We start from the raw sequence: 24,312 nt of genomic DNA, 5'->3' as shown, positions 1-24,312 counted from the left end.
GGCCCCTGCCATCCCCGGGAAGTCGCTCCGTCGACGAAGGCGTGCGCTATGATGGCTTCAGCACCCCCAACGGAAGGACCTGCCGTGACACGAACCGCGATCTTCAGGCTCGCCAGCTCCTGCGTCGTCGCCCTCGCCGCCTCCCTCGCGTGCGAGGCGCACGCGGCCACGTACTACGTCGCGACCACGGGCAACGACAGCACGGGGACCGGCAGCACGAACGCCCCCTGGAAGACCATCGGCCGGGCGTCGGGCGAGCTCGTAGCCGGAGATATCCTCGAGGTTCGTGCGGGCACATACACGGAGCAGGTCAGCCTCGACAACGGCGGTAGCGCGGCGAGCCCCGTGACGGTGCGGGCCGCGGCCGGGGCCACGGTGGTGATCGCCGGGCGGCGCACCACCACGCCGCACCTCCCGACCACCGCGGACCAGGCGCTGGTCCAGATCACCGACGACTACATCACCTTCAGCGGCTTCGAGGTGCGCGACTCGTGGGGCCACGGCATCGTGGTGGACAACGCGAACGGCGTGAAGGTGCTCGACTGCCGGGTTCACGACAACGGCGGCGAGGGGATCATGTTCACCGCCGCGGCGGCCGCGCCGATCGCGAGCGGCACGATTCAAGGGAACACCGTCTATCAGAACGTCCAGAGCAACGCGGCCCACGCGACGAACCCGCCGCTCCACGGCATCACCCTCGACTACGCCAACAACGTGCAGGTGCTGAACAACACCGTCTACCAGAACCACCACACCGGCCTGTACGTGAACACGAGCGCGGGCGCCGTGCTGCGCGGCAACACGATCTACGACAACGTCCACCACAACCTGTACGTCGACCATGCGACCGGCGCCTCGATCGCGCAGAACCGCGTGTACTGCACCACCGGCGCGGGGTACGACTTTCAGGGGCACCGCGCCAACGGCATCGCCGTAGAGGACGGCTCGACCTCCACCGGGCACACGGTGATGAACAACCTGGTGCGGAACTGTGCCAACAACTTCTCGTGGATCAACAGCGGCGACGCGGGCACCGGCATGAAGAACGTGGTGGTGGCCAACAACACGCTCGTCCACGCCGAGCTCCTCGGCATGTTCATCGACACGGGCGCGCACTCGGGCAGCAGCATCGTGAACAACCTCGTGCTGCAGACGGCGACGGTGGGGGACACGATCGACGTCTCTACGCCTGCCACGGGGATCGGCTTCTCCCACAACAACTGGCGCGGGGGAGTGAATCCCGTGGCGTCGCCCGACCCGCCCGTCAACCCTGCTACTGACGTGACCGCCGACTGCGGCCTCGCGAACCCGTCCACCCCGGACGCGGCCAGCTTTCGCCTCGGGGCCAGCTCACCTTGCGTGAACCGCGGCACCGCCTCGGCGCGCGTGACGACCGACTACTTCGGCACCGCGCGCCCGCAAGGCCCCGCCTACGACATCGGCGCGCACGAGGTGGTGGGGGCCGTGACGCCCGACGCGCGGGTGGCCGACGCGGCCCCGAAGAAGGACGCCGCGATCGCGCGAGACGGCGCGGTGAAGAAGGACGGCGGCGTGAAGACCGACGGAGGCCCGGCGAAGGACGCGGCAGCGCCGAGCGAGGGAGGGCTCGTAGGCGATGGCGCGGCGACGCGCGACGGCGCGCCGACCGGGGACGGAGCGACGCCGACGGATGGTGCGCCCGCGGGAGACGGGCAGCCGGCCGGCGACGGGGGCACCTCCGAGATCTTCGGCTGCCACTGCCGCGTCGGCGCGGAACCCTCGTCGGCGTGGGCCGGGCTGGGAGCTCTCGCGCTGGCCCTCGCGCTCGCGTCCCGGGCCCGCAGAAGGCGTCAGAAGTAGAAGTCCTGCTGGATCCGCTCGAGCTCGCGCTTCGGCACGACCACGCGCTTGATGCGGCCGCCGCGTCGGAGCTTGATGGCGAGCTGCCTGGCTCCCTGAAGGTCGCCCCGCACGCGGACCACGTCCCCCATGGTGCGCAGCACGACGCTCCCCACGTGGAGAACCTCGTCCCCTTCCTTCACGCCCAGCCGCTCCCAGATCCCGCCCGGCCGTAGCCCGGTCATCCGGTAGCCCAGGTTGGCGGGACCCGGCCGAAGCGGCGTGAGGGTGGCCGACGTCAGCACGGCAGCGTACTGCTTCCCGGTGGGGCCCGCCCCGCCGAGGCCCCCGACCGGCCTCGGCCCGGTGCCCAGGCCACCGAGTCCCCCCTGCCCGCGAAGACCTCCGAGGATCCCGGCCGTCCCGCTGCCGGCCCCCACGCCGAGAGCCCCGAGGCCGTAGCCCCGCCCGGCACCGTAGCCACCGCCATACGAGGGACCCTGCAGCTGCGACGGCGAGACGAGGTCCCGGATGAAGCTGTCGAACTTCCCATCGACCGAGATGCGCTCGGTCCCCGAAGCGACCGTGACCTTGAAGGTGCCGGCGAGCCGCCCGCCCCGCCTGCGCTCGAAGGTCGAGAACTTGATCTCGCCGGTGGGCGCTACGCCGAACTCGCCGAACTCGCGGATCTGGATCGAGAAGAGTGCGTCGGTGCCGAAGCGCACCGTCGCGCTGTCGGTCGGCGGAGCCTTGAACTCGAACCGCACCTTCGTCCGCTGCTCGGGCGCGTAGTAGCCGTAGCCGGCCATCCGGCGGTAGCCGTAGGGATGGTAGTCGCACAGGGCGAACAGCGCCGTGTCCCCGGAGTCGGGGCCCACCGCGCCAAAGCTCGCGCAGTCGAGCTTCACCGACGGAAAGGGCACGGGACGCGACGAGCTCTCGGCCGTCAGCGTCAGCTCGAGAGTGGCCGGCTGGCTCTCGACGGCCAGCTTCTTCACCTCCCCCATCGCCGAAGCCCAGCGCCGCACCTCGCCCTTGCACTCCTCGCGCTCCTCGGGACGCCCGAGCGCGCTGCACGGCTCGTCGCTCTTCATGAGCACGGCGCGACAGCGCACCTCCTCGCGCTCGTTCTTCGAGCCGCGACAGAGGGCGGGGTCGCGCTGCGAGAGCGCCAGGCAGTACCCCTCACGCCCCTGTCGTCCGGGGTAGCCCATCGGGCAGGCGTCGGGCTTGCGGGCGTAGATCGCCGCCATCTGCTCGCACCCGCGCTTCATCGAGTAGCTGAGAATGCGCGCGCAGGGGAGCGTCGTCCCTTGCGCCATCGCCTCGCGGGTCCGACAGAGCGCGTCGGGCACGTTGTAGAAGGCCAGCATGTCCGCGCCGAGGTCGGGCGGAAGCGCCGCCTGCAGTCGCTCGAGGCACTTCTCGTAGCCGGGGTAGCCCTTGACCACGTCCTCGAGGGTCGCCGAGGCCCCCGCGGCCCGCTTCAGACCGAGGAGCTCCGCCCAGCCTCCCCCGCCGCTTCCCGACCCGCTCCCGGCTCCAGCGCCGGCACCCGCGTCTCCCTCGGCCTCGGACGGGCCGACCCCCGCTTCTTCCTTCTTGCACCCCGCGAGCGCCATCCCGAGCACCCACGCCGCGATCCAGACCCGCATGCTGCCACTCCTTCTTCAAACCCGCGCCACGGAGGGGTATACGCCCCGCTCGGGCTCCCCTTCCGGCCCACACACCGACGACGGGCGCCCGCGGGGTCGATCCGATCGATCAGCGGAGCTGCTGGAGGTTCGCCTCGAGAGCTACCGGCCCCTCGTAGGGACAGAGGCCGCGCCACTCCCAGATGCCGTGGCTGGCCGCCTCGACGCGCACGCGAATCGGGCGTCCGCGACACGGCTCCTGGCTCGAGAAGGGCGTCGCGCCGCGCAGGGCATCCTGTACGAAGACCCGCGCCCCCGACGGATTCGACCGCACCGTGAGGGGGGCCATCCGCCAGACCACGTCCCGCGCCCCCGAACGCAGGCGCACGACCGCCTGCCGGCCCGCGTCGCCGAAGAGGACGAGGGCCGCCAGAGCCAGCGCGAGACCCGCCGCGAGCCGCAGGACGCGCTCGCCCGCCGGCCGAGGCCGCGCCAGCCGCCGCTGCACCACCGGGGCCACCTCGTCCTCGGCGACCATCCCCTGCCCGAAGAAGAGCCCCGACCGCACGTCGCTCGCCTCGTGCTCTTCGACGGGCAGCGGCACCTCGCCGGTCGCCGGGTCGCCGCGCCGCGTCCGCAAGCGGTCCACCGTGATGGGAGCGTTTCGCACGCGCGCCGACGGTGCGACGACGTGCCTTCCCGACCCGTTCCTCGTCTCGTCGACCATCAGCGCTCCTCGACCACGCGCGAGAGCTCGGCCAGGCTCAGGTGACCCCTCCCCGCCTCCGCGAGCCCGGCGGCCATCAGGCCCCCCGCCGCTCGCCGGTCGAGCGCAGCCGCCAGAGCCGCGGCGGGAGCCCCGTGCTGCAGCGCACGCGCGAGCTCCTCGTCGCGGCGCAGCGCCTCGAAGATCGGGTGCCGACCCGCGAGCCCGGTGTAGCCGCAGGCCTGGCACCCACGCGAGGCGTAAAAGACCGCGTCCGACGAGACGCCTCCTACCGTCATCTCGTCAGCGCTCGGCCGCGCCTCCACGCGGCACGCCGGGCAGAGCCGCCGCGCGAGCCGCTGTCCGACGGACAGGAGGAGCGTCTCCCCCACCGCCGTGGCGCCAGCGCAATCCACGGCCTTGAGGATCGCCTCCCTCGCATCGACGGACCCCAGCGTGGCGAGCACCAGCCGCGTCCGCGCGGCCTCAACGACCATCCGGACCGTCTCCGCCTCCGCCGCCGGCCGCACGAGGAGCACCTTCGCCGGGCGGGCGAGCACCTTCTCGAGCACGCGAGGCGCATGCCCCCTCCCGAGCTCCGTCTGATGCGCGAAGGGGAGCGCGTGTCGGACGGTCTCCTCGAGCGTGGCGATGAGGCCCGTCCGCTGGCGCTCGTGGTTCACGTGGTGCAGCGCCGCGTAGAGCGTCGTCCCCACGCCGTGGCCGGCTGGACCACTGACGAGCACGAGCCCCCGCGTCGCCCCGAGGGCGCGCACGAGCTCCTCGTGCACTGCCGGCGGCAGCTTGAGCTCGTCGAGCGTCAGGGTCGCCCCCGCGCGGCCTAGCACCTGGACCCGCATCACGGTCCCCTCGGGTCCCGAGCGCAGCACGACGCGGAGCTGCTCTACCGCGTCGGCGGAACGCAGGTCGAGCTGCCCCTCTCCATCGCCCGCGAGACCGAGGACGCGTCGGAAATGGACCAGCACCTGGGCGTAGAGCTCGCGGCTCATGGTAGTCACGGTGACCCGGTCCATCGACATGCGCAGCGAGAGGTCGACCACCATCGGCCCAGGCTCGAGGACCAGCTCGCTGGCCCCCACGTCGACGGGCGCACCCAGGAGGACGTCGGCCACCCGCTCCACGCGCGGGTGCGTTCGCGTCAGCTCCGGCTCGAGGAGCGAGCGCGCCCACCGGACGAGCGCGCGATCCTCCAGCACGCCGACCTCGCGCGCCGGCAGCGCACCAGCCGCCTCCTCGCGCTCGTACCTGCGCGCCGCCCGCCGCGAGACGACGAGCCAGGCCAGCGTCGCGACTCCCGCGAGGATCGTAGCCGGCAAGGCAAGAGGGTTCTCGCGCAGCTGCCGCACCACGTACCACCGCACGGCCAGCCCGAACTCGAGCCAGCTCTCGGGGGCGCTCCCCACCACGAGTGAGACCGCCCCCGCCACCACCAGGGCCCCGGCCGCGCCGAAGAGCCAGTTGGAGACCCGTTCGCTGGAGGCGCCCTGCAAGCCCATCATCCTGCCGATTGCTCCTGGGTAGGCTATTCTGTGGCCCGTGCCGCCCTGCCATCAACCTGTTTCATGAGCAAGCTGCTAGCCGGCGCTCTGCTGGCGCTCCTCCTCCTCCTCCTCGCGCCGACGGGTGCGAGGGCCGAGTCGTGGGGAGGGGCCGACAAGGGGGCCCACTTCGGGGTCTCGATCGCGCTCGGCCTCGGCAGCTACGGAACCCTGTGGCTCGCCGGGAGCGACCGCCCGGCGCTTCGACTTGCGGCGGGCTTCGGCCTCGCGCTCTTGCCCGGCCTGGGGAAGGAGCTCTACGACGCCGGGCAACCCGGCAATCACTTCTCGGGGCGGGACATGGTCTGGAACGCGCTCGGCGCGCTGGTGGGAACGGGGACGCTCTGGCTGGTCGACACCCTCCTCGCCCGACGACGACTACTCCCAGACCATCTCGGAAGCGCTCGCGTCACCGCTCTTGATCGCCGCCGCCGTGGCATACACCTGCGGCAGCTCGTGGGCGCAGAAGAAGCGCGCGGTCTTCACCTTGGCGTCGTAGTAGCGCGCCTCCGGGTCTCGCTCGACGAGGGCCCGCACGGCCTTCGCGTCCCCGAGCTCGACCCCCGCGGCGTCCGCGATGGCCTTCAGCTTGTCCCACGCCACCGCCGCCTGGTCGGTGAGCAGGTAGCCGAGGACGAGCTGCCCGCAGAGCCCGAGATACTGGCTGGCCGTCCGCAGGGGCAACATGAACTGCCCGCTCGACGCCGCCGAGGCGAAGAGGGCGTTGATCTCGCCCCACGCGTCCCGCGCCTTGGCCACCTGCGCCACCTGCTCCTTGACCCCCGCGTGGTTGCCGCGCCGCTCGATGAACTGCGCTAGCACCCCCATCAGCGCCATCACGTTCGCGCCGCCGTTCATGCTCAGCTTCCGACCGACGAGGTCCAGCGCCTGGATGCCGTTCGTCCCCTCGTAGAGCGAGGCGATCTTGCAGTCCCGCATGTACTGCTCGGCGGGGTAGTCGTGAAGGTAGCCGTACCCACCGAAGGTCTGGAGCGCCCACTCGGTCAGGCGGAAACCCATGTCCGAGCCGTACGACTTGCAGATCGGCACCAGGATCTCGACCGTGGACTGCAGCCGCGCCTTCTCCGTCGGGTCCGTGGCGATCTTGGACCGGTCGAAGAGGTAGACCGTGTAGAGCATCAGCGAGCGCAGCCCTTCGCCGTAGGCCTTCTGCCGGGCGAGGTTCACCTGGACGTCCGGGTGCCGCACGATCGGCACGCGGGGGGCGTCGGGGTCCTTCATCTGGCGCAGGTCCGGGCCCTGCATCCGCTCTCGCGCGTACTGGAGCGCCGCCTGGTACGCCGCGTTGCCGATCGCCGCCCCCTGCAGCCCGACGGCGATGCGCGCCTCGTTCATCATCTGAAACATGAGGCGCATCCCCGAGTGCTCCTCGCCGAGGAGCCAGCCCCAGCACCCGCCGTTCGGTCCGAAGCTCATCGAACAGGTCGGGGAGCCGTGGATCCCCATCTTGTGCTCGATCCCCGTGCAGTGCACGTCGTTCGGCGCCCCCGGCGTGCCGTCCGCGTTCAGGCGGAACTTGGGCACGATGAAGAGGCTCAGGCCCTTGGTCCCCTTCGGAGCCCCCTCGATGCGCGCCAGCACGAGGTGCACGATGTTCTCCGTCAGATCGTGCTCGCCGAAGGTGATGAAGATCTTCTCCCCCTGGATGAGGTAGTGGTCGCCCTCCTTCTTGGCCCGCGTCGAGGCCGCCCCCACGTCCGAGCCGGCCTGCGGCTCGGTGAGGCACATCGTGCCGCTCCACTTCCCCGAGAAGAGGTTGCGCAGGTACAGCCGCTTCGACTCCTCCGTGCCGAAGTTCTCGATCACGTGCGCCGCCGCCGGCGTGAGGAGCATGCCGAGGTTGAGCGCGATGCACGCGCCGAAGAACATGTCGTCCACGGCGAGCCGCAGGAGCTCGGGGGCCCCCTGCCCACCGTAGGCCGGGTTGCGGTTCAGGCTGAGCCAGCCGCCCTCGATGTAGCGCTTGAAGGGCTCGCGATAGCTCGGCGGCACCGTGACCCGACCGTCCGCGAAGGAGCACCCCTCCTTGTCCCCCTTCGCGTTCGCCGGGCCGAGAACCTCGCGGCTCATACGATAGGCCTCGTCGAGGATCATCTCGTAATCGTCACGCGCGAAGCCGGCGTAGCGTTCGCTCGCCTGCAGCGGCGCGAGGTCGAGTTGCTCGAAGAGCACGAACTTCAGGTCTCGAAGGTCAGCCACGAAATCAGCCATGGAAGGACTCCTTGAGGTGGTGGGACGGGGGTACTAGTTACCGAGCACGCGGGCCAGCCGCTCCACGGCCCAGTCGATTTCTTCACGCGTGATCACGAGGGGCGGCGCCAGCCGAATCACCGACTCGTGGGTTTCCTTGCAGAGCATCCCCTCCGCCATGAGCGCCTCGCAGTAGCGTCGCGCTCCGCCCGCCTCGGGCTTGAGGTCCACGCCGACGAGCAACCCGCGCCCGCGGATCTCCTTGATGTGTCTCGACGAGAGCTGCCGCAGCTTCGCCGTGAGGTACGCGCCCATCTCGGTCGCCTTCGCCGTGAGGTTCTCGTCGACGAGAGCGTCGAGCGCGGCGATGCCGACGGCGGCCGCCACCGGGTTTCCCCCGAAGGTCGAGCCGTGCTGCCCCGGCCGGAGCACCCCCATCACCTCGTCGGTGGCGGCGATGGCGGAGACCGGGTATACGCCGCCGCCGAGCGCCTTGCCCATCACGATCACGTCTGGGCGCACCCCTTCGTGCTCGCAGGCGAACATCTTGCCGGTCCGCCCGAAGCCCGTCTGGACCTCGTCGCAGATGAGGAGCACGTTCCGCTCCTTGCAGAGCTTGGCCACGTCGCGGAGGTAGCCGTCGCTCGGGATCAGGATCCCCGCCTCGCCCTGGATCGGCTCGACGAGGAACGCGACGGTGTGGTCCGTCATCGCCGCCTCGACCGCCGCCAGGTCGTTGTACGGGACGATCGAGAACCCGGGGGTGAAGGGACCGAAACCCGCGCGGTACTCCGCCTCCGTCGAGAAAGAGACCACGGTGATCGTGCGGCCGTGGAAGTTGTTCCGGCAGGCGATGATCTCGGCCCTCCCCTCGGGCACCCGCTTCACCTGATAGCCCCACTTGCGGGCCACCTTGAGCGCCGTCTCCACCGCCTCGGCCCCGCTGTTCATGGGCAGCACGCGCGGCAGGCCGGTCAGCTTCGCCACCCGCTCGTAGAACTGGCCCAGCTTGTCGTTGTGGAACGCCCGCGAGGTGAGCGTGATCTCGTCGGCCTGCGCCTTGAGCGCCGCGATGACCTTCGGGTGCCGATGCCCGTGGCTGAGAGCCGAGTAGCAGCTCAGCATGTCCAGGTACTTCTTCCCCTCCACGTCCCAGACCCAGACCCCTTCCCCCTTCACGAGCACGACCGGGAGCGGATGATAGTTCGCCGCGCCGTACGCCTCGGTTTGAGCAATGATCTCCGCAGTGCTAGCCATCGTCGGTTCCCCTGCCACAGGTGGTGCCTGGTTCTATCCCGGGCTCTCCGCCCAAGTCCACGTCAAATGACTTGCGCGGGGAAGGCCGCGCGCGCAAGCTCCGCGCCCGAGGAGCCGCATTTCTCGACGGACGCACGACGCGGACCGACCTCTGACCGAGGCTTCTCGCGCGACGCCATGGCCGATCTCTGTCCCGTGATGCTCTTCTCCGGCAAGGGTGGCGTGGGGAAGACCACGCTGGCCGCCGCCACGGCCGTGCGCCTGGCCCGCGGCGGGAGCCGGGTCCTCATCCTCTCCACCGACCCCGCGCACAACCTCTCGGACGTCTTCGACACGCCGCTCTCGAGCCGACCGCGGGAGATCCTGCCGGGGCTCGACGCGATGGAGCTCGACGCCCGCGGCCTCTTCGCGGAGGCGCTCGGCCCCGAAACCGAGGGACAAGGGGGGCTGAAGGGGCTCATGCGCCTCGCCACCGACGCCCCCGGCATCGACGAGTTCGGCGCGATCGAGGTGCTCCTCCGCGTGATGGAGCAAGCCGAGCACGACCTCGTGATCCTGGACACCGCCCCGACCGGTCACACGCTCCGCCTGCTGATGGTCCCCGAGCTCCTCGACGGCTGGTTCGGCACGATGCTGGAGCTTCGCGACCGCATCGCCCGCGCCGGCCGACTCCTCCGGCGCTTCCTGCCCGGTACGAAGGCCCCGAGCGAGGGGGACCTGGCCCGCGACCTGGAAGGGGGCCGCAAGCGCATCACCGCGCTCCGAGACGTGCTCACCGACGACCAGAAGTCGCAGATCATCCTGGTCACGATCCCCGAGGCGCTGAGCGTGCTCGAGACCACGCGCACGCTGCAGATGCTCGCCAGCCACGCCATGACGGTCGGTACGATCGTCGTGAATCAGCTCCAGCCGGCGAACCCCGGCTGCCCGCACTGCGCGCGACGGCGCGAGATCCACGAGTCCGAGCTCGCGCTGATGCGCCGCAACGCGGGCGCCACGCCGGTGCGCGTGGTGGAGAGTCAGCCGACGGCCATCCGCGGGGCCGACGCGCTGGAGGGGATGGCGCGGCTGCTCTGGGGCGACACCTAACGTTGGCGCCCGGAATGGACCGCTGGGGGCACTCGTGGCAGAATCGACTGGCGTGCCGGTAAGATGCGTCCTGTATAGAGGCCCCCGCTTCGCGCCGCCGGCCCTCCTGTCGTGGCCGAGGCGACGCGTCTCCTGCCACGGCCTGGCGGGGGTGGTGCTCGCGCTCGCCCTCGGCGGTTGCACCGTGCGCGCCCCCTGGGCCGGCGAGGGGCTCGAAGGAAACGCCTGCTTCCCCGACCAGACCTGCGACCCGGGCCTGCGCTGCGTGAACGCGCGGTGCACCCGCAACGGGAGCGCCTCCGACGGCGGTGGTTCCGGCGACGGAGGGGTGAGCGACCTCTACACGGTTGATCAGCCCCCCGGCTGCACCGGAACGACGGTGCCGACGCCGACGCTGGAACCCGTCGCCCCCTCGACGCAGCACCTGCGCGTCGCGGTGAGCGGGCGCGCCCGCGGGGCCCGCGAGCTCGAGGTGCGCGGGGGCGGCAAGACGGTGCGCATGACGCTCGCCGGAGAGCGTTTCTGCCTCGAGGTGGACCTCCAGCCGGGCGTCACGAACAGCTTCCTGGTCGTCGCGGTGAGCGACCGCGGCTGCACGAGCCAGCCGGCGAACTTCTCGATCGTCCAGCAGCCTACGACCTCCCCGAACCGCCTGCTCGGCAAGCGGCCCGAGAGCAACGTGGTGCCCGACAAGCCGCTCACGCGGCTCACCGACGGGCTCTACGACCAGAGCGTGCGCCTGAGCTTCTTCGACGCGGACCCGCCGGGGAGCGCCGTCTGCAACGACTACGCGTACCTCTGGTTCCGGGTGAGCAATGAGCTCCAGACCATCGACCAGGTCACCGTTAGGTACCCGTCCAGAGGGAACTTCTCGAGCTACGCGACCTGCTGGACCCTGCTCGGCAGCGAGCTCAAGGACCCGCCCGCGCCGAACCCTTCGCTCCCCGATTGGGCGGTGCTCGCCAAGGCGACGACCACCTCCTCGGGCACGCTCACCATCCCGGTGCCGTCGGCCAAGGTCCGGCACCTGGCGCTCCTCCTCTTCGAGGACGGGGGGAGCGGCGTGTACGAGACCTTCGAGCTGACCGAGGTCGAGGCGCGTGGGGGCGGGGACCTGCCGCCGTACCAGGGCTGCAAGTAGCCCCGCCGGGGAGGCGTTCCCGAAGGATCACCGCCGTCTTGACAGGCGCGGAGCCATCGCCACCTTGATCTCGCGCATAAACGGCAGCGCGGTGGGGTTGCTCAGATAGTTGCGAACCGCCGGTGCGAGACCCGCGGCGAGGAGGAAACGATGTTCTTCGATCCGGTCTACCTGCTCTTCCTGGCGCCGGGGCTGGTCCTCACCCTGTACGCCACGATCAAGGTGAAGGGGACCTTCGCCCGCTACCGCGACGTCCCTACGGCGAGCGGCCGCACGGGGGCCGAGGTGGCGCAGGAGCTCCTTCGGCGGAACAACGTCCGCGGGGTGCGCGTCGAGCCACACGAAGGATTCCTCTCGGACCACTACGACCCCAAAGACAAGGTCGTGCGCCTCTCGCCGGACGTGTACTACGGGCGCTCGATCTCCGCCGTCGGCGTCGCAGCCCACGAGTGCGGGCACGCGCTGCAGGACGCCCAGGGCTACGCCCCGATGGCGATCCGGCAGAATCTGGTCGTCCCGGCCAACTTCGGCTCCACGCTCTCCATGGTGCTCATCGTGGCCGGCTTTCTCCTGCACGCGACGAAGCTCGTCTGGCTGGGCATCTTCGCCTTCTCGGCGGTGGTGCTCTTCCAGCTCGTCACCCTCCCCGTGGAGTTCAACGCCTCCTCGCGGGCACGGCTGCGCCTGGTGGCCGACGGCCTGGTGAGCCGCGAAGAGGAGACGCAGGTGGGGAAGGTGCTGAACGCCGCAGCGCTCACGTACGTGGCCGCGCTGATCACGAGCGTGCTGACGCTCGCCTACTACATCCTGCGCGCCACGGGCTCGTCCTCGTCCGACGACTGAGCCGCCGCCACGAGCGGCACGGGCAGATCGCCGAGCTGGCCCTGCGTCGCGGGGTAGATCGTGCGCGCGAACTCCACGAGCCAGCGGTTCACGAGCTCGGGCTGCTCGATGAGCGCGAAGTGGCTCCCCCCTTCCACCTCCCGGTAGTCGGCCCCCGCGATGCGTTCCGCCATGTACTTGGCCACGCGCGGGGGGGTGACCGTGTCGCGGGTCCCACAGATCACGAGCGTCGGGCAGGTGACCCCCGACAGGACGTCGGAGGCGTCGTGGTCGGCGAGGCTCAGGAGGGTGCGCATGTAGGTCCGCTTGTCGGCCCCCGCCACGCAGCGCACGTCGGCCGCGAAGACCGCCGGGTCGGCCTGCGCGCTGACGAACGTCACGGTCGAGAGCAAACGGAACGCCGCCCCCGGGAGCGCCACCGCGAGGTCGAGGAGCTTCTGCGAGAGCTCGGGGTACTTGCCGAGGAACGCGAGCGCGCGCTCGGCGATCAGGGCGACCGGCTCGGGAAAGGCGGTGCGGAAGGGGATGCCGTAGCTCCCGAGGAGCGCCACGAGCCCCGTCATGCGCTCCGGGGCCAGGCGGGCCACCTCGAGCGCCACCTGCACCCCCATGCTCCAGCCCACGAAGACCGCCTGCGAGAGGCCCAGGTGATCCAGCACCGCGAGCGCGTCGCGCGCGTGCCGCGGCATGGTCACGTCGCCGAGCGGATGCCCGAGGACGCTCTGGCCCATCCCGCGGTAGTCCCAGCAGATGACCTGGTGCGCTTCCCGGAGCGCCTCGATCTGGCGCACGAGCCCCGGGTAGCGCACGCCGATGCCGTTCGCGAGCACCACGGGCGGGCCGGCGCCGAAGCGCTGGTAGAGGAGCTGCGTTCCGTCGTCGGTGACGACGCGCCCTTGGTCCATCGGTCCCAGCGCGGCAAGAATCTCGGCCGGCAGTAGCATGCTGCACACCCCTCGGTAGCCCCGTCGAAGGTGTAGCGCAGAGCCGAGGGCGGCTCAAGCGCCGCGATGCTCACCCACGACGGTCGCGAAGGACTACCGACGGAAAGCTACTGATTGAAGACTACTGATTGCTCGCCGCCGCGTCGACCGGCGCCGCGTCGGGCACTCGGGCGTCGGGCACTCGAGCGTCGGGAACCCGAGCGTCGGGTAGACGGGCGTCGGGCACGCGCGCATCCGGGATCGGCGCGCAGCGGTTGTTCGTCCGGTCGCAGGTGGTGCCGGCGCCGCAGGCCGGGCCTTGCGCCGTCCCCGCGAAGGTGCCGCAGTTGCAGATCCCACCCGTCTGGCAGCTCTCGTTCGCCCCGCAGGTGGAGTCCCCGTCGCACGCGCAGCGCTGGTTCTGCACGCAGCGCGGGTTCGGCTGCTGACACGCGGGGCCCGTCGTGCTCGTCGTCGTCGCGCAGGTGCAGCTCCCCGCCGAGGTGCACGTGTCGCCGGGGCCACAGGAGATCTTGCCGCCGCAAAGGCACTGCCCGTTCACGCAGCGATAGTTCCCGGTGCAGCCGGTGTTCGTGCCGCAGACGCAGCGGTGGGTTCCTGTGTTGCACGTGTTGCCGTTCGTGCACTGGCCCGGTCCGGTGCAGCCGTTCACGCAGGCCGTCCCGCTGCAGTAGCGACCTGCGCCGCAGATCGCGGTGGCCTCGGGGTCCTGCGCGTCGTCCAGACCGTCGCAATCCACGTCCTTGCCGTCGCACCCCTCGCCACCCGGCTGGATGACCTGCACGCAGCTCGCGACCCCGGCCTCCGAGCACGCGGCCTGGCCGTTTGCACACTCGCCCTTCGCGCCCGGCACGGTGCAGCTCGTACCCGACTGACAGGAGCCTCCCTGGTCCCCGGGCCGGCCGTCACCGGGAGGGAGGCCATCCGTCTGGCTCGCATCCACCACGGCTCCGTCGCCTGCGCCTCCGTCCGTCGCCGGCTTGGTGGTCAGGCTGCCGATGTCCAGGATCGCCTGGCACGCGGTGGCGGCGAGCAGCAGCCCCGCGAGAGCGGCACCGAGCCGCAGCACCTGGAACCGGGTCCGCATCGTGCTCCTCCTCGAGTCGAAGGGTAAGTCCTATGGATCAAGACTAACCGACGAAAGCCGCCCGGGACAACAACGCTGCACGCGGACTACGGAGCAGCCCACCCCTTGGTGGCCCGGGGCCATGGGTGATACGCTCGAGGAAGCGCAGCGCCGCCCGGTGTCGAGGCGTCGCTGCCCGCGAGCTCTCGTCGATGCGCGTCTGCCCCGGCTGCCGAGGAACCTTCGGTCAGGACCAGGCGAGCTGTCCCCAGGACGGCCTGCCCCTGCTCGAGCTCAGCCGCACCTTCGCGGGTGCCGACGCCGGCGGCTACGCTTCGAAGCCCGACGTGCCCCTCGAGCCCGGGATGCTCGTCGCCGAATATCGCGTGGAAGGGCTCCTCGCCGTCGGAGGGATGGGCGCGGTCTACGCCGCCATCCACCCCGTGATCAGCAAGCGGGTGGCGATCAAGGTGCTCAACCGACGCTTCGCCCAGGACCCGAAGGCCGTGGCCCGGTTCGTCCTCGAGGCGCGGGCCGTCAACCAGATCGGCCATCACAACATCGTGGACATCTTCGCCATCGGCGAGCTCGACGACGGGCGAAACTATCTGGTGATGGAGCTCCTCGACGGCCTGGGGCTCCACCTGGTGCTCGCGGGGGCGCAGCGACTCGAGGCCGGGCACCTGCCCCTCCTCTTCGAGCAGCTCTGTGACGCCCTCGACGCGGCGCACGCCAAGGGCTTCATCCATCGCGACCTGAAGCCCGAGAACGTCATCGTGCTCCGACGGCCGCCCCACCCGCTGATCAAGATCCTGGACTTCGGCATCGCCAAGCTGCGCGGCGGCTCGCCGAGCGAGGAGACGCAGGCCGGCATGGTGCTCGGCACCCCCGAATACATGGCCCCGGAACAATGCCGCGGGCTCGGTCTCGACGTGCGCGCCGACGTGTACTCGCTCGGGGTGATGCTCTTCGAGCTGGTCACGGGGCGAAAGCCCTTCGTCGACCCGAACCCGGTGCGCGTGATGACGATGCAGCTGCGCGACAAGCCGCCCCGGCCGTCGCAGCTCGCCCCGGTACCGGCCGCCCTCGAGGCCGTGATCCTGAAGGCCATGGCCAAGCGGCCCGCAGAGCGGTATTCCAGCGCCGGCGAGCTGATGGAACACCTTCGCGCCGCCGTCCCCGACGTGCTGCCGTGGAAACCGCTCCTCTCGCGCGCGGAGTCCACCCTGGCGGCGCAACGTCCCCGCGCGGATGCTGCCGCCCGTCGAGCCGCCTCTGCGAAGGAGACGCCGCTCCCGGCCGATCCACCGGGCGACGAGGCCGACCCCACCCTCCCGTCGGTCGCCCCCTCCCTCGAGGCGCCGGGCCTGCCCGCCCCCGGCACCCCGCCCGCCAACGAGGCGAGCGCCGCCGAACGCTCGAAGGGGGGCGAGGCCGGGCCGGCCGGCCCACCTCCCAGCCGCCCGAACCCTCAACGCGTCACGGTGCTCTCTCCGGTCTCGCTGACCGGCGAGATGGAAGGCCTCGGCCCGAGCCCGTCGACCGCCCACGGCGTCTTCGACGACGACGGCGAGACGCTCATCTCCGACCGCCCCGACCGACCCTCGCGCACGGACGTGATCCGCGCCGAGCTCGGCATGGAACCGGACGAGCTCGAGAACACGCAGCTCGACTACGAGTTGCCGGCCGGCGTGCGCGAAGCCTCGAGGCTCGCCCCCGACGCGGCGGAAGCCTTCAGCTCGAGTTCCTTCGCGGCGCCTGGGGAGGGCCGCTCCGCGCGCACGGCTCCTGCTCGGCAGAAGCCCCCGGGCCGGCTGCTGGTCCTCGCGGCTCTCACGGCGCTGGCGGTGGTCATCGCGACGGGTCTGCTGGTGCTGCTGCTCGCGCGGTGAGGCGCGCGGCGCCCGGACACGAAATGACTACTGTGCGTCCTCGCACACGCACCTGAGCGCCCGCAGATCCGGAGCGCCGCCGGCCACTCCCGGCTCGACCGAGAGCGTGACCACGCGCTTGCACCGCCGGCACTTGAGCTCGATCTCCCCCGCCAGGAGGCGCGCGAGCAGATTGCCGCAATCGCAACGCAGGTCCTCCGTGAGGGCCCGTTGCGGGGCCCCCTGTACGAGGCGCGGCCCGGAGAGAGGGTCGCCCGTGCCGGCCCGCGGCCGCCGCAAGACTGAGGCGTTCATCAGCTCGAACTCCCATCAGGGTGTGAGTGGTCGCAGACCGATTGCAGAGCCTCGCCCGCCAGCGTATCGCCGCGATCGAGGAGCTCGCAGACGCAGCCCTCGGCGCACGCGGCGCAGGTGGAGGGATCGGTGGTGCACGGTTTCGCGAAGCGCTCCCAGCTCGGCAGGAAAGCACGCGCCGCGGGGTCACCGGACTCGAGGAAGCGAAGTAAGGCGGCCAGCCGTCGCACCGTGACGTTGCTCAGCAGGTGCTCGATCTTGCACGTGTCGATCTCGGCGCTGGCCGTGGGCACCTGCAACACCTCTTCCAGGAATCGCCGGAGTACGACCTGCTTGGCCTGCACCGCCCGCGCGATCGCCTCGCCCACCTCGCTCAGCAAGAGAAAACGATTCTCGTCCTCCTGCACCAGCCCGCGCTGCTTGAGCGCCTTGAGCGTCAGAGAGGCGCTGCCTCGCGTGATGTTGAGCGACTTGGCCACGTCGGAGACTCGGGCGTAGCCGTGCCGCTCCCGAAGGGCAGCGATCGTGACCAGGTGGTGGGCCACGGAGTGCGAGATGAGGTTCTGGTCGAACTGCTTCCAGACGTCCACGCTCATGAACCACGTATAAGACAGCAGCTTCCGATAGGCAACAGAAGATATGTGGCCTATTCAAAAAACTCTTATGCGCGACTTTTGTTTGTGCACTAAATCACGCACCGCGTTATCCGGCTTCGCAATTTATTTCAGATAGATAATTTCCGCGAGGAGGACCGCTCAGGCCCCGGCGTAGCCCCGCACCTCGTCCAGCCAGGAGCGGACCTGGGCATCCGAGGGCATGCGCCAGTCCCCCCGGGGAGAGAGGGCCACCATCCCCACCTTGGGGCCGTCGGTCGCGCAGGAGCGCTTGAACTGGTTGCCGAAGAAGCGCTGCAGAAAGAGCGCGAGGCGGGACTTCATCTCCTCGAGGGCGTACCGACCGGCGAAGGCCACCTGCGCGAGGTCCAGGATGCGGGCCGGGCGCGCCCCGTGGCGCACGAAGTGATAGAGGAAGAAGTCGTGCAGCTCGTAGGGCCCGAGGGCCGCCTCGGTCCGCTGCGCGATCTGCCCCGCCGCATCCGCGGGGAGCAACTCGGGGGAGATCGGCGTCTCGAGGATCGCGAAGAGCGTGGCTCGAAGGGCCTGCGGATCGCTCACGCTCCAGCTCGCGAGGCGCTCGGTCGCGACCCACCGCACCACGAACTGAATCAGCGTCTTCGGCACGCCCGCGTTCACGTCGTACATCGCGATGTGATCCCCGGCGTAGGTGCACCAGCCCAGCGCCTTCTCCGAGAGGTCGCCGGTCCCGACGACGATCCCGCGGTGGAGGTTCGCCATGGTCATGAGCACGAGCGTGCGGAGGCGGGCCTGAATGTTCTCGAGCGTCACGTCGCCGAGCTCGGGGCGGCGGCGGAGCGCCGCGAGGAGCTCCTCCACGGTCGACGCGTCGGCGGCCGCAGGGTGCCCGACCCCCTCGAGGAGCAGCCGCGTGGCCTCCGCCACACCCACCTCGAAGAAGCGCGCGCCGAGGGCGGTCGCGAGCTCCTCGGCGTTCTTGCGGGTCCCCGAAGAGGTCCCGAGCCCCGGCATCGTCACGCAGAGCAGCTCGTCGCGCGGGCGTCCGGCGAGATCCAGCGCGCCCGCCGCCACCAGCGCGGCCTGTGTCGAATCGAGCCCCCCCGAGAGACCGAGGACCAACCGCGGCATCCCCGTGGCCTGCATGCGCGTGAGGAGCGCGTTGGTCTGGATCTCGAAGATCTCCCAGCAGCGCGTGGCCAGCGTCGCCGGGTCCTTCGGCAGAAACGGGTGCGGCGTGACCTCACGCCGCAGGGGCGCGAGCGACGCCCCCGCCGAGGCGAAGGGGACGCGGCGAAAGGGACGGGCATTGACCCGTGCGCAATCGCCGAAGCTCGTGGTCACGACGCGCTCGTGCACGAGGAGCTCGAGGTCCAGGTCCACCGTCACGAGCTGGTCCTCGCGCGAGAAGCGCTTCGAGGCCGCCAGCTCGCGCCCGTTCTCGCAGATGAAGGCATCCGCGTCGAAGGCCAGGTCGGTGGAGGACTCGCCCGGCCCCGCCGCCACGTAGACATAGGCGCACTTGCCCCGGTCGGAGACGGAGCGCGCGAGGAGCCGCCGCAGGTCCGCCTTGCCGATGGTGAAGTTCGACGCCGACAGGTTGCAGACCACCGTGGCGCCGGCGGAGACCTGGAACATGCTCGGGGGGAGCTGCACCCAGTAGTCCTCGCAGAGCTCCACGCCCAGCACCAGGTCCGGCTGGTCCGTCGCGGCGAAGAGGATGTCGGTGCCGAAGGGGACCGTCTCGCCGAAGAGCTCGACGGTGGAGCCGGGAGGGACCTCCGCTCCGGGCCGGAACCAGCGCGCCTCCTCGAACTCACGGTACGAGGGGAGGAAGGCCTTCGGCACCACGCCGAGCACTCGACCGCCGGCGAGCACGGCCGCCACGTTGTAGAGGCCCGAGCCCACGCGCAGGGGGAGCCCCACGATGGCGAGGGGCCGCAGCCGTCGGCCGGCCTCCTTGAGCTGCCCGAGCGCGGACCGCGCGGCGCCCTGCAGGTGCTGGTCGAGGAAGAGATCGCGCGCGGTGTAGGCCGTCAGCCCGAGCTCCGGGAAGGCCACCAGGGCGGCGCCCTCCTCGTGCGCGCGCGTCCAGAGCGCGAGCGTGGCTTCGGTGTTGGCCGCCACGTCCACCACGCGGCAATGCGGGACCGCGGCGCAGGCTCGAACGAATCCGTTGAGGCTTGGGGGCATGCGTACTCCGTCTGAGGGGTCACGAGCTCGGCGCCCGACGCCCCTCGGCGCGGGCGATCCAGGCGTCGATCAGGGTCGAGAGAATTTCCAGCGGCACGGCGCCGTGGCGCAGCGCCTCGTCGTGAAATGCGGCCAGACGAAAACGGGGCCCGAGCGCGCGCGTAGCCCGGGAGCGGAGCTCCTGGAAGGTCAGGCGACCGAGGAGATACGCGAGCGCCTGGCCGGGCCAGTTGATGTAGCGGTCTATCTCGTTCTCCACCTCGCGCGGCGTCAGGGCCGTACGCTCCTGCATGAAGCGCAGCGCCCGCTCCCGCGACCAGCCGAGCGCGTGCAGCCCCGTGTCCACCACCAGCCGGGCCGCGCGCCACGCCTGGTAGTTGAGGTAGCCGAAGCGCGTGGCCGGCGAGCTGTAGAGGCCGAGCTCGTCGGAGAGCACCTCGCTGTAGAGGGCCCAGCCCTCGACGAAGGCGGTCTGTCCCTCGTGGCGCCGGAAGAGGGGGAGGCTCGCCTGCTCCTGTGCGAGGGCGATCTGCAGGTGATGCCCCGGCACGGCCTCGTGGTAGGTGAGGGCCTCCAGGTTGTAGAGCGGCCGAGCCGACAGGTCGTGGACGTTGAGGTAGAAGTAGCCGGGGCGCGACCCGTCGTCGGGGGCGGGGTAGTAGAAGGCCGCAGGGGCGTCGGCGGCCCGGAAGGCCTCGATGGGCCTCACCCGCACGGGCCGGCGTGGAAGGCGTCCGAAGGCCCGAGGGAGCGCGGCCAGCGCGCGCGTCACGATCCCGTCGGCGCGCGCGAGGAGCGCGGAGGTCTGTTTCGCGTACATCTCCGGGCGCGACCGCAGCCAGGCCATGAAGCGGGGCAGGTCCTCGTGGCCCGCGAGCTTTCGCGCGATCTGCCGCATCTCGCCCTCGAGGCGCGTGAGCTCGTCGAGGCCGATGCGGTGGATCTCCTCGGGCGTTCTGGTGGTCCCGGCGATCTGGCGCGCGAGCGCCGCGTAGCAGGCCCGGCCGCCGGGGAGCGCAAAGACCCCCACCGAGGAGCGCGCGTGTGGCCGGTACTCGCGCCGAAGAAAGGCCGCGTGAGCCCGCAGTGCGGGGTACACGGTCGCCTCTACGCGCTCGACCAGCTGGCGCCGAAAGCGCGCGGCGTGGTCTTTGCCAAAGCTCGCCGGCAGGACCACCGTGGCCACGAAGGGGGAGCGGTCGGCGGGGAGGGCGAGCAGGCGGTCGAGCTGGCCGAGCACGCGGTCCACGATCAGCGTGGGAACGGCGTACCCCTCGAGGAGCCCTTCCGCCAGCGCGCCGCGATAGCGCTCGAGGAAGGCCGGGATCTTCCGGTAGCGCGCGAGGAGCGTCGCGGCGTGTTCGGAGGTGCGAATCGCGTGGTGCTTGCTGAGCTCCGCGAGCCAGACCTGCGGGCCGTAGAGCGGGTCCAGGTCCCAGAGGACGCGCCGACAGGCTTCCTCGGCCCGCGCGCCGTCGATCGACCAGAGGAGCACCGCGCGGGTCACCCGCTCCTCCTCGGAGAGGCCGCCAGGCTCGAGCGCCTGCACGCCGAGACGCAGGCGCTCCAGGTCGACCACGAGTCGTCGGCGCGCCTCGACCGACGGATCGGGCAGCTCGGCGTCGAAGCGGCGATCCCCGAGGTAAGTCGCGCGCTCGGGGGCGGCGCGCATCAGCCGGTCCCAGTAGGCCTGCGCGAGGCGGCCGAGGGGGGTCCCCACCGCGGGCGCCGACGGACGCCGCAGCTCGGGGTGCTCGAGCGCGCAGGTGCGACCGCGAGGCCGACAGGCGGCCGCGAGCGACAGCAAGAGCACGGGGGCGACGAGGCGCGAGGCGAGGCGCGGCATGACGGCGCAGCATACCCTCGGCGGCCGCGCGAGTGAACCGCGCGACGGGGCGAGGTGTCGGGCGAGCAGCTCACCGCAGCGGATGCAGCCCCAGCTCGGCGCGTAGCCGGTTCACGGTGGCGGTCACCTGCGGGTCGGCGAGGAGGAGGCGCGAGAGACTCGCGGTGCTGACCCCGAGCCTCTCGGCCGTGTCGCGCACCGACCCGTTCAGGGCCGCGAAGAGGTCGAGGAGCCCCTGGAGAGCGCGGAGGTGCGTCTCGCGGGTCACCGAGGAGCGCGACGCGGCAAGGAGCGCGAGCAGCTCTGGCGGGGGCGCGTAACCCTGCAGCACGAGCGGGCGCCGCACCTCGAGGGCGATGCGCTCGCGCAGGCGTCGCAGCCCCCGACGGCGGTTCTCGTGCTGCGAGCGACTCTCGGTCGCCACGACCTGCAGCCCCGTCGGCAGGTGGCGGAGCCGGACGGCGCTCTCGGTCTTGTTGCGCTTCTGCCCGCCGGGTCCGGAGCCGCGGTACCTATCCACCTCGCACTGCGCGAGCAGCTCGGCGTCCCCGAGGCAGAGGTAGTCGCTCTTCGTCGGTCCCGTCACCCTCGGAGCATCGCACGGGCCGCGGCCGCCGTGCTACGGTCCGGCCCCGCATGGCCCGTCGCGCCTCCACCCCCGTCGGCCTCGTCACCGCCGCGCCGGCCCGCAGCGAGGGCGACACGATCGCCGGGGTGGATCTCGGCTCGAACAGCTTCCACCTCATCGTGGCGCGCGTGGTGGGGGGCCACTTCGACGTGCTCGACCGCCGACGAGAGCGCGTGCTGCTCGGCGCCGGCCTCGACGACGAGAGACGCCTCACGGCCGACGCCGAGACGCGGGCCCTGGACTGCCTCTCCCGCTTCCGCCAGCGGCTGCGAGACCTCCCACCGGCCATGGTGCGGGCCGTCGGCACCAACACCCTGCGCCAGGCGCGCGACGCCCGCGCCTTTCTGCGCCGGGCCCGGCGCGCGCTCGGCCATCCCATCGAGGTGATCTCGGGACGCGAGGAGGCGCGGCTCACCTACCTCGGCGTGGCGCACGACCTGGCCGAGGAGCACGGTCGGCGCCTGGTGGTGGACATCGGCGGCGGCAGCACGGAGGTCATCCTCGGGGAGCGGTTCGAGCCGCAGCTCACCGACAGCCTCTACATGGGGTGCGTGGGCTATACGCAGCGCTTCTTCCCGACAGGGCGCATCGGCCGCGCCGAATTCGCGCAGGCCGAGATCGCCGCCGGACAGGAGCTGCAGCCGATCCAGCGCCCCTACGGAGCCATGGGCTGGCGCACCTGCGTGGGCTCCTCGGGCACCATCGTCACCATCGGCCAGATCCTGCGCGCGACGGGTTGGGCCGAGCGCGACGTCACGCTGAAGGGGCTCCGCAAGCTGAAGAAGGCGCTGCTCGTGGCCGGTCACGTGCGTCGGCTGAAGCTCCCGCTGCTCCACGCGGAGCGGGCCTCGGTTCTGCCGGGAGGACTCGCCATCCTGTGCGCCGTCTTCGACGCGCTCGGAATCGAGGCCATGCGCCCCTCGTCGGGGGCCCTCCGAGAGGGGCTGCTCTACGACCTCCTCGGGCGCATCCGGCACGAGGACATCCGCGACCAGACCGTCCGGCGCTTCTGCGAGCGCTATCAGGTGGACCTGGAGCAGGCGGCCCGCGTGGAGGCCACCGCCCTCGCCTGCCTGGAGCGCGTGGCCCTGCCGTGGAGTCTCTTCGACCCGTCGGCGCGTCGCGCGCTGAGCTGGGCCGCGCGCCTGCACGAGGCGGGGCTCTCGGTGGCCCACGCGGGGTACCACAAGCACGGGGCCTACCTGATCAGCAACGCCGACCTCCCGGGCTTCTCCCGCGACGGGCAGGCCCTCCTCTCGGCCCTGGTCCGCGGGCACCGGCGGAAGTTGCCCCGGCCGCTTACGCCCGGGGCGTCTCCGGAGCTCGCACGTCAGACGCTCCGCCTCTGCGTCCTCCTGCGACTGGCCGTCCTCCTGCATCGCGACCGCGGCCCCCGCCCCGCGCCGCAGCTCACCCTCGTACCGAAGAAGGAGAGCCTGACGGTCGTCTTCCCGCCGGGCTGGCTCGAGGAGCACCCGCTGACCCGGGCCGACCTCGAGGAGGAAACGGCCCGCCTGCGCGTGGTCGGCTTCAAGCTGAGCTGGACCTGACGACGCCGCGCCGGGCCCTCACGCACCGCGTAGCAGGCGCAAGAGGTGCAGCGTCAGGAAGGAGACCGCCGCCGACGCCGGGATGGTGAGGAGCCAGGCCCAGAGGATGCGCGTCGTGACGCCCCAGCGCACGGCCGACAGGCGTTTGGTCGAGCCCACGCCGACGATGGCTCCCGTGATGGTGTGCGTGGTGGAGACGGGGATCCCCCCGTGGGTCGCGAGAAAGAGGGTGAAGGCCCCGGCCGTCTCGGCGCAGAACCCGCCCGCGGGCTTCAGCTTCGTCACCTTCATCCCCATGGTCTTCACGATGCGCCACCCGCCGAGGGCCGTGCCGATCCCCATCGCCGCGTGGCACGAGAGGATGATCCAGATGGTCCGGCTGTCGCGCAGCGAGAGGTCCACGTGCGGGTCGAGCGCCCCCGCGGCGACGAGGAGCGCCACGATGATACCCATGGTCTTCTGCGCGTCGTTGCCGCCGTGCCCGAGGGAGTAGAGCGCCGCCGAGAGAAGCTGCCCCCGGCGAAAGCTGCGATCCACCCGGGTGGGCGACCAGCGCCGGAAGATCCAGAAGACCGAGAGCATGAGCGCGGAGCCCAGCACGAGCCCGATGAGCGGAGCGAGCGGGATGAACTTCACCGTGCTCATGAGCTTGTCCCAGCGCAGGGCCTTCCAGCCCTTGTGCGCCACCCCGGAGCCCGCAAACCCGCCGATCAGCGCGTGGGAGGAACTCGTGGGGAGTCCCCACCACCAGGTCAGGAGGTCCCAGACGATGGCCCCGACGAGCCCCGCGAGCACCACGTAGACGTAGACCGGGTCCTTGGGCTGCACCTTGACGATCTTCGAGACGGTGTCGGCCACCTTCGGCGCGAAGATAAACATCGCGGCGAAGTTGAAGAAGGCGGCCCAGAGCACGGCGACTCGCGGGCTCAGCACGCGCGTCGAGACCACCGTGGCGATCGAGTTCGCCGCGTCGTGGAAGCCGTTGATCACGTCGAACGCCAGGGCCACGAGGACGGTGGCGATGACGAGGTACCAGATGGGATCCATG

General features: G+C 71.2%; 19 protein-coding genes. 6 read left to right on the top strand and 13 right to left on the bottom strand.

Features of this window, described 5'->3' with window-relative positions; genetic code table 11:
* Positions 1 to 84 precede the first annotated feature (84 nt).
* The gene (locus tag IT371_14975) at positions 85 to 1,839 is read left to right on the top strand and encodes a right-handed parallel beta-helix repeat-containing protein (GenBank protein ID MCC6748960.1); all 1,755 of its coding nucleotides are present in this window, start codon (positions 85 to 87) and stop codon (positions 1,837 to 1,839) included.
* Here the strand turns inward: IT371_14975 and IT371_14970 are convergent.
* The 5 genes from IT371_14970 to rocD form a co-directional block, all read right to left on the bottom strand.
* Positions 1,830 to 3,473 (bottom strand): hypothetical protein, encoded by a 1,644-nt coding sequence (locus tag IT371_14970; GenBank protein MCC6748959.1) that lies wholly within the window; start codon positions 3,471 to 3,473, stop codon positions 1,830 to 1,832. The two genes, IT371_14975 and IT371_14970, sit on opposite strands and share 10 nt — an antisense overlap.
* 109 nt (positions 3,474 to 3,582) lie before the next feature.
* A complete protein-coding gene (locus IT371_14965; protein MCC6748958.1) occupies positions 3,583 to 4,179 on the bottom strand; it encodes a hypothetical protein in 597 nt (198 codons plus the stop codon).
* Positions 4,179 to 5,678 (bottom strand): Flp pilus assembly complex ATPase component TadA, encoded by a 1,500-nt coding sequence (tadA, locus tag IT371_14960; GenBank protein MCC6748957.1) that lies wholly within the window; start codon positions 5,676 to 5,678, stop codon positions 4,179 to 4,181. Before tadA ends, IT371_14965 begins: the two co-directional genes overlap by 1 nt.
* Positions 5,679 to 6,095: 417 nt before the next feature.
* Positions 6,096 to 7,949 carry an acyl-CoA dehydrogenase gene (locus IT371_14955; protein MCC6748956.1) on the bottom strand — a complete coding sequence of 618 codons (1,854 nt, stop codon included), beginning with the start codon at positions 7,947 to 7,949 and terminating at the stop codon, positions 6,096 to 6,098.
* 33 nt (positions 7,950 to 7,982) lie between these two features.
* The gene (rocD, locus tag IT371_14950; protein ID MCC6748955.1) at positions 7,983 to 9,185 is read right to left on the bottom strand and encodes an ornithine--oxo-acid transaminase; all 1,203 of its coding nucleotides are present in this window, start codon (positions 9,183 to 9,185) and stop codon (positions 7,983 to 7,985) included.
* 177 nt (positions 9,186 to 9,362) lie between these two features.
* Between rocD and IT371_14945 the strand changes: the two genes are divergently transcribed.
* From IT371_14945 to IT371_14935, 3 genes are all read left to right on the top strand, one after another.
* Positions 9,363 to 10,274: an ArsA family ATPase gene (locus IT371_14945; protein MCC6748954.1), complete on the top strand. Its 912-nt coding sequence runs from the start codon at positions 9,363 to 9,365 to the stop codon at positions 10,272 to 10,274.
* Positions 10,275 to 10,326: 52 nt separating this feature from the next.
* Positions 10,327 to 11,415: a hypothetical protein gene (locus tag IT371_14940; protein ID MCC6748953.1), complete on the top strand. Its 1,089-nt coding sequence runs from the start codon at positions 10,327 to 10,329 to the stop codon at positions 11,413 to 11,415.
* Between the two features lie 150 nt (positions 11,416 to 11,565).
* Entirely contained in the window at positions 11,566 to 12,258 is a 693-nt protein-coding gene (locus IT371_14935; GenBank protein ID MCC6748952.1) for a zinc metallopeptidase, read from the top strand.
* Here IT371_14935 and IT371_14930 read toward each other — a convergent pair.
* Together IT371_14930 and IT371_14925 are read right to left on the bottom strand one after the other, a co-directional pair.
* A complete protein-coding gene (locus IT371_14930) occupies positions 12,216 to 13,202 on the bottom strand; it encodes an alpha/beta hydrolase (GenBank protein MCC6748951.1) in 987 nt (328 codons plus the stop codon). The two genes, IT371_14935 and IT371_14930, sit on opposite strands and share 43 nt — an antisense overlap.
* 121 nt (positions 13,203 to 13,323) lie before the next feature.
* The gene (locus IT371_14925; GenBank protein ID MCC6748950.1) at positions 13,324 to 14,289 is read right to left on the bottom strand and encodes a hypothetical protein; all 966 of its coding nucleotides are present in this window, start codon (positions 14,287 to 14,289) and stop codon (positions 13,324 to 13,326) included.
* 191 nt (positions 14,290 to 14,480) lie between these two features.
* On the opposite strand from IT371_14925, the gene IT371_14920 reads away from it, so the two are divergent.
* A complete protein-coding gene (locus tag IT371_14920; protein MCC6748949.1) occupies positions 14,481 to 16,160 on the top strand; it encodes a protein kinase in 1,680 nt (559 codons plus the stop codon).
* A gap of 27 nt (positions 16,161 to 16,187) precedes the next feature.
* On the opposite strand, the gene IT371_14915 is transcribed toward IT371_14920, so the two are convergent.
* From IT371_14915 to IT371_14895, 5 genes are all read right to left on the bottom strand, one after another.
* Entirely contained in the window at positions 16,188 to 16,454 is a 267-nt protein-coding gene (locus IT371_14915; GenBank protein ID MCC6748948.1) for a hypothetical protein, read from the bottom strand.
* Positions 16,454 to 17,050, bottom strand: coding sequence for a metal-dependent transcriptional regulator (locus tag IT371_14910; GenBank protein ID MCC6748947.1), 597 nt, complete (start codon positions 17,048 to 17,050; stop codon positions 16,454 to 16,456). The genes IT371_14915 and IT371_14910 overlap by 1 nt, the downstream gene beginning before the upstream one ends.
* A 159-nt stretch (positions 17,051 to 17,209) precedes the next feature.
* Positions 17,210 to 19,240 carry an NAD(+) synthase gene (locus IT371_14905; GenBank protein ID MCC6748946.1) on the bottom strand — a complete coding sequence of 677 codons (2,031 nt, stop codon included), beginning with the start codon at positions 19,238 to 19,240 and terminating at the stop codon, positions 17,210 to 17,212.
* 19 nt (positions 19,241 to 19,259) lie between these two features.
* A complete protein-coding gene (locus tag IT371_14900; protein MCC6748945.1) occupies positions 19,260 to 21,086 on the bottom strand; it encodes a DUF885 domain-containing protein in 1,827 nt (608 codons plus the stop codon).
* A gap of 70 nt (positions 21,087 to 21,156) precedes the next feature.
* On the bottom strand, positions 21,157 to 21,672 hold the full coding sequence (locus IT371_14895) for a peptide chain release factor-like protein (protein MCC6748944.1): 516 nt from the start codon (positions 21,670 to 21,672) through the stop codon (positions 21,157 to 21,159).
* Between the two features lie 50 nt (positions 21,673 to 21,722).
* On the opposite strand from IT371_14895, the gene ppx reads away from it, so the two are divergent.
* On the top strand, positions 21,723 to 23,264 hold the full coding sequence (gene ppx / locus IT371_14890; protein ID MCC6748943.1) for an exopolyphosphatase: 1,542 nt from the start codon (positions 21,723 to 21,725) through the stop codon (positions 23,262 to 23,264).
* 18 nt (positions 23,265 to 23,282) lie between these two features.
* On the opposite strand, the gene IT371_14885 is transcribed toward ppx, so the two are convergent.
* Positions 23,283 to 24,311, bottom strand: coding sequence for an inorganic phosphate transporter (locus IT371_14885; GenBank protein ID MCC6748942.1), 1,029 nt, complete (start codon positions 24,309 to 24,311; stop codon positions 23,283 to 23,285).
* Between the last annotated feature and the right edge of the window lies 1 nt (position 24,312).

Source organism: Deltaproteobacteria bacterium (assembly GCA_020848905.1).
Classification (GTDB): Bacteria; Myxococcota_A; Polyangia.
This window is presented reverse-complemented; position numbering and strand designations above follow the sequence as displayed.

Excerpts from the sequence above, each read along its gene's own strand:
- IT371_14970 (MCC6748959.1), bottom strand. The coding sequence starts at position 3,473 with ATGCGGGTCTGGATCGCGGCGTGGGTGCTCGGGATGGCGCTCGCGGGG.
- IT371_14965 (MCC6748958.1), bottom strand. The coding sequence starts at position 4,179 with ATGGTCGACGAGACGAGGAACGGGTCGGGAAGGCACGTCGTCGCACCG.
- tadA (MCC6748957.1), bottom strand. The coding sequence starts at position 5,678 with ATGATGGGCTTGCAGGGCGCCTCCAGCGAACGGGTCTCCAACTGGCTC.
- IT371_14955 (MCC6748956.1), bottom strand. The coding sequence starts at position 7,949 with ATGGCTGATTTCGTGGCTGACCTTCGAGACCTGAAGTTCGTGCTCTTC.
- rocD (MCC6748955.1), bottom strand. The coding sequence starts at position 9,185 with ATGGCTAGCACTGCGGAGATCATTGCTCAAACCGAGGCGTACGGCGCG.
- IT371_14945 (MCC6748954.1), top strand. The coding sequence starts at position 9,363 with ATGGCCGATCTCTGTCCCGTGATGCTCTTCTCCGGCAAGGGTGGCGTG.
- IT371_14935 (MCC6748952.1), top strand. The coding sequence starts at position 11,566 with ATGTTCTTCGATCCGGTCTACCTGCTCTTCCTGGCGCCGGGGCTGGTC.
- IT371_14930 (MCC6748951.1), bottom strand. The coding sequence starts at position 13,202 with ATGCTACTGCCGGCCGAGATTCTTGCCGCGCTGGGACCGATGGACCAA.
- IT371_14925 (MCC6748950.1), bottom strand. The coding sequence starts at position 14,289 with ATGCGGACCCGGTTCCAGGTGCTGCGGCTCGGTGCCGCTCTCGCGGGG.
- IT371_14920 (MCC6748949.1), top strand. The coding sequence starts at position 14,481 with ATGCGCGTCTGCCCCGGCTGCCGAGGAACCTTCGGTCAGGACCAGGCG.
- IT371_14915 (MCC6748948.1), bottom strand. The coding sequence starts at position 16,454 with ATGAACGCCTCAGTCTTGCGGCGGCCGCGGGCCGGCACGGGCGACCCT.
- IT371_14910 (MCC6748947.1), bottom strand. The coding sequence starts at position 17,050 with ATGAGCGTGGACGTCTGGAAGCAGTTCGACCAGAACCTCATCTCGCAC.
- IT371_14905 (MCC6748946.1), bottom strand. The coding sequence starts at position 19,240 with ATGCCCCCAAGCCTCAACGGATTCGTTCGAGCCTGCGCCGCGGTCCCG.
- IT371_14900 (MCC6748945.1), bottom strand. The coding sequence starts at position 21,086 with ATGCCGCGCCTCGCCTCGCGCCTCGTCGCCCCCGTGCTCTTGCTGTCG.
- ppx (MCC6748943.1), top strand. The coding sequence starts at position 21,723 with ATGGCCCGTCGCGCCTCCACCCCCGTCGGCCTCGTCACCGCCGCGCCG.
- IT371_14885 (MCC6748942.1), bottom strand. The coding sequence starts at position 24,311 with ATGGATCCCATCTGGTACCTCGTCATCGCCACCGTCCTCGTGGCCCTG.